Annotated in this window: 4 protein-coding genes; 3 read left to right on the top strand and 1 reads right to left on the bottom strand. The window is 67.5% G+C overall.

Annotation, left to right across the window (positions count from 1 at the left end; all coding sequences use genetic code 11):
• Positions 1-1,544: acyl-CoA dehydrogenase family protein (locus tag A5622_RS05095; RefSeq protein WP_066877092.1), on the bottom strand; the 1,544-nt coding region annotated here is incomplete at its 3' end.
• Positions 1,545-1,697: 153 nt separating this feature from the next.
• Here A5622_RS05095 and trxA point away from each other — a divergent pair.
• The 3 genes from trxA to A5622_RS05080 all read left to right on the top strand — a co-directional run.
• A complete protein-coding gene (gene trxA / locus A5622_RS05090; RefSeq protein ID WP_066868658.1) occupies positions 1,698-2,051 on the top strand; it encodes a thioredoxin in 354 nt (117 codons plus the stop codon).
• Positions 2,052-2,103: 52 nt separating this feature from the next.
• Positions 2,104-2,913, top strand: coding sequence for an enoyl-CoA hydratase (locus A5622_RS05085; RefSeq protein ID WP_066877090.1), 810 nt, complete (start codon positions 2,104-2,106; stop codon positions 2,911-2,913).
• 26 nt (positions 2,914-2,939) lie between these two features.
• Positions 2,940-3,857 (top strand): ATP-binding cassette domain-containing protein (locus tag A5622_RS05080; protein ID WP_156752843.1); only part of this gene is annotated, 918 nt, incomplete at its 3' end.

Here is a 3,857-nt window from a genome sequence, read left to right as displayed (position 1 = left end):
GACATCAGGTAGCCCGTCAGCGCGCCGGTCATCGCGGTCACGTCGTCGTACGCGGTCTGCACCAGCTGCGCGACCGGCTTGAGCGCCTCGTCGACGTTGTCGATGGTCGCCGTGATCTGTCCCGTCAGGAACTGCAGCGCCTGGCCCCGGTCGCGCACGATCTTGCGGAAGAAGAAGTCGAGCGCCTGGATGGCGGTGGTGCCCTCGTACAGCGAATCGATCTTGGAATCGCGGATGTACTGCTCGAGCGGATAGTCCTGCAGGAAGCCCGAACCGCCGAGCGTCTGCAGCGATTCGGTCAGCACCTCGTACGCCCGTTCCGAGCTCACGCCTTTGACGATCGGCAGCAGCAGATCGTCGATCCGGTGCGCCATTTCGTGATCGGCACCCGAAACACGTTGCGCCACAGCGTCATCCTGATGGGCGGCGGCATACATGTAGAGCGCGCGCAGGCCCTCCGCGTACGCCTTCTGCGTCATCAGGCTGCGACGCACGTCGGGATGGTGAATGATGGTGACCCGCGGCGCGGTCTTGTCCGACATCTGCGTCATGTCCGCACCCTGCACCCGCTCCTTGGCGAAGGCCAGCGCGTTCAGGTAACCCGTGGACAGCGTGCCGGCGGCTTTGACGCCGATCGTCATGCGCGCCTGCTCGATCACGGTGAACATCTGCGCGATACCCCGGTGCACGTCGCCGACCAGATACCCGACCGCGGGCACATCCGTTGCGCCGAAGGTCAATTCGCACGTGGGGGAGGACTTGATGCCCATTTTGTGTTCCACCCCGGTGACGTACACGCCGTTGCGCGGGCCGAGCTCGAAGGTGTCCGGGTCGAACAGGAAGTTGGGCACGTAGAACAGGCTGAGCCCCTTGGTGCCCGGGCCGGCGCCCTCGGGCCGGGCCAGCACCAGATGGAAGATGTTCTCGGCGGTGTCACCCACGTCGCCGCCGGAGATGAACCGCTTGACGCCCTCGATGTGCCAAGTGCCGTCGGGTTGTTCGATGGCCTTGGCGCGCCCGGCGCCGACGTCGGAGCCCGCGTCGGGTTCGGTGAGCACCATGGTGGCCGCCCAGCCCCGCTCCACGCCTTCGGCGGCCCATCGCCGCTGCTGCTCGTTGCCCTCCAGATACAACGCCTGAGACATGAACGGGCCCAGGCAAAAGAAATTCGCCGAAGGGTTGGCGCAGATCAGCATTTCGTTGACCGCCCACGCCAGCGGTGGTGGGGCGGGCATGCCGCCGATCTCCTCGGCCATGCCCAGCCGCCACCAGCCGGCCTCCTTGAGCGCGGCCACCGTCTTGACCAACTCGTCGGACACGGTGATTTTGTGCTCGGCCGGGTCGAACACGGGCGGATTGCGGTCGGCGAACGCGAAGGATTCGGCCACCGGGCCTTCGGCGAGGCGGGCGGCTTCGGCCAAGATCGTTTTGACCGTGTCCTCGTCGAGATCGCTGTAGCCGCCGGTGCCCAGGACGGCGCCGACATCGAGAACTTCGAACAGGTTGAATTCGATATCGCGGACGTTAGCGATGTAGTGGCCCAACGCGATTCCCTCACTGGTCCTCGAGGCGGCGGATCGTCAGGCACAGTCTGTCGGACGCGGGAAAACGTACGCAACCGTAACCAGCGGCGGTCCGCGGGCGGCACGCTGCCGCGCGCCGGGAACATCGCGTCGGCCCCGGGCGTTACGGCAAATGTGACAACACTTGATCTCACCGCTGAGAAGTTCAACGAAACCATCGAGGGCAACGACATCGTGCTCGTCGACTTCTGGGCGTCCTGGTGTGGTCCGTGCCGCCAGTTCGGTCCCACTTTCCAGGCGTCCTCGGAGAAGCACCCCGACATCGTGCACGCCAAGGTCGACACCGAGGCCGAACAACAGCTGGCGGCGGCCGCCCAGATCCGCTCCATCCCCACGCTGATGGCCTTCAAGAAGGGCAAACTGCTGTTCAACCAGCCCGGCGCGCTGCCGCCGGCCGCCCTGGAGGACCTGGTCGCGCAGGTCCGCGCGTTCGACGTCGACGCCGCTGAGGCCGGGCAGGGCGAATAGCCCCGCCGCGCTGCGCGCAGAAGCACGGTCGGCCACGCGCTAGGTTGCATGGGTGAGTTTGGTACTGGTAGACCACCCGCGGCCCGGCGTCGCGCTGATAACCCTGAACCGGCCCGAGCGGATGAACTCGATGGCGTTCGACGTCATGGTGCCGCTCAAGGAGGCCCTGGAAAAGGTCACCTACGACAATTCGGTGCGCGTGGTCGTGCTGACCGGCGCCGGTCGGGGCTTTTCCTCCGGCGCCGATCACAAGTCCGCGGGCTCGGTGCCCCACGTCGAGGGCCTGACCCGCCCCACCTATGCGCTGCGCTCCATGGAGATCCTCGACGAGGTCATCCTGGCGCTGCGCCGGCTGCACCAGCCGGTGATCGCCGCGGTCAACGGCCCCGCCATCGGCGGTGGGCTGTGCCTGGCGCTGGCCGCCGACATCCGGGTGGCCTCGACCAGCGCCTATTTCCGCGCCGCCGGCATCAACAACGGCCTGACCGCCAGTGAGCTGGGCCTGTCCTACCTGCTGCCGCGGGCCATTGGCTCGTCGCGCGCGTTCGAGATCATGCTGACCGGCCGCGACATCACCGCCGAGGAGGCCGAGCGCATCGGGCTGGTGTCCAACCAGGTGCCCGACGAGCAGCTGCTGGACACCTGCTACGCCATCGCCGCGCGGATAGCAGCCTTCTCCCGCCCGGGAATCGAGTTGACCAAGCGCACGCTGTGGAGTGGACTGGACGCCGGTAGCCTGGAAGGGCACATGCAAGCCGAAGGCTTGGGACAGCTATTCGTCCGCCTGCTCACCGCCAACTTCGAAGAAGCGGTTGCCGCGCGCGCAGAACGACGACCAGCGGTGTTCACCGACGACAAATAGGCGTCTTTTCCACAAGGAGAGCGATCGTGATCACGGCCACGGACCTCGAGGTCCGCGCTGGTGCGCGCATCCTGCTCTCACCGGACGGTCCCGACCTGCGCGTGCAGCCCGGCGACCGCATCGGGCTGGTGGGCCGCAACGGCGCCGGCAAGACCACCACCCTGCGCATCCTGGCGGGGGAGACCGAACCCTATGCCGGCGCGATCAACCGGGTCGGTGAAATCGGTTATCTGCCACAGGATCCCAAAGAGGGTGACCTCGACGTGCTGGCCCGCGACCGGGTCCTGTCGGCCCGCGGGCTCGACGTGTTGCTGACCGACCTGGAAAAGCAGCAGGCGCTGATGGCCGAGGTCGCCGACGACGACGCCCGCGACCGCGCGATCCGCCGCTACGGCCAGCTCGAGGAGCGTTTCGTCGCGCTGGGCGGCTACGGCGCGGAAAGCGAAGCCAGCCGCATCTGCGCGAGTCTCGGCCTGCCGGAACGGGTGCTGACGCAGCAGCTGCGCACCCTGTCCGGCGGACAGCGCCGCCGGGTGGAACTGGCCCGCATCCTGTTCGCCGCGTCCGAGGGCGGCGCGGGGATGTCGGGTTCGTCGACCACGCTGCTCCTCGACGAGCCGACCAACCACCTGGACGCGGATTCCATCGGCTGGCTGCGCGACTTCCTGCGCGCGCACACCGGCGGGCTGGTGATCATCAGCCACAACGTTGAATTGCTCGCCGACGTCGTCAACCGGGTCTGGTTCCTGGACGCGGTGCGCGGCGAGGTCGACGTGTACAACATGGGCTGGCAGAAGTACCTGGACGCGCGGGCCACCGACGAGCAGCGCCGCCGCCGGGAACGCGCGAACGCCGAACGCAAGGCCACCGCGCTCCGCTCGCAGGCCGCCAAGCTCGGCGCCAAAGCCACTAAAGCCGTTGCCGCACAGAACATGTTGCGTCGC

This window comes from Mycobacterium sp. 1245801.1 (genome assembly GCF_001673055.1).
In the GTDB taxonomy this organism is placed as follows: Bacteria; Actinomycetota; Actinomycetes; order Mycobacteriales; family Mycobacteriaceae; genus Mycobacterium; species Mycobacterium europaeum_A.
Note: the sequence above shows the minus strand (reverse complement) of the source record. Positions and strands in the feature narration are given on the sequence as shown.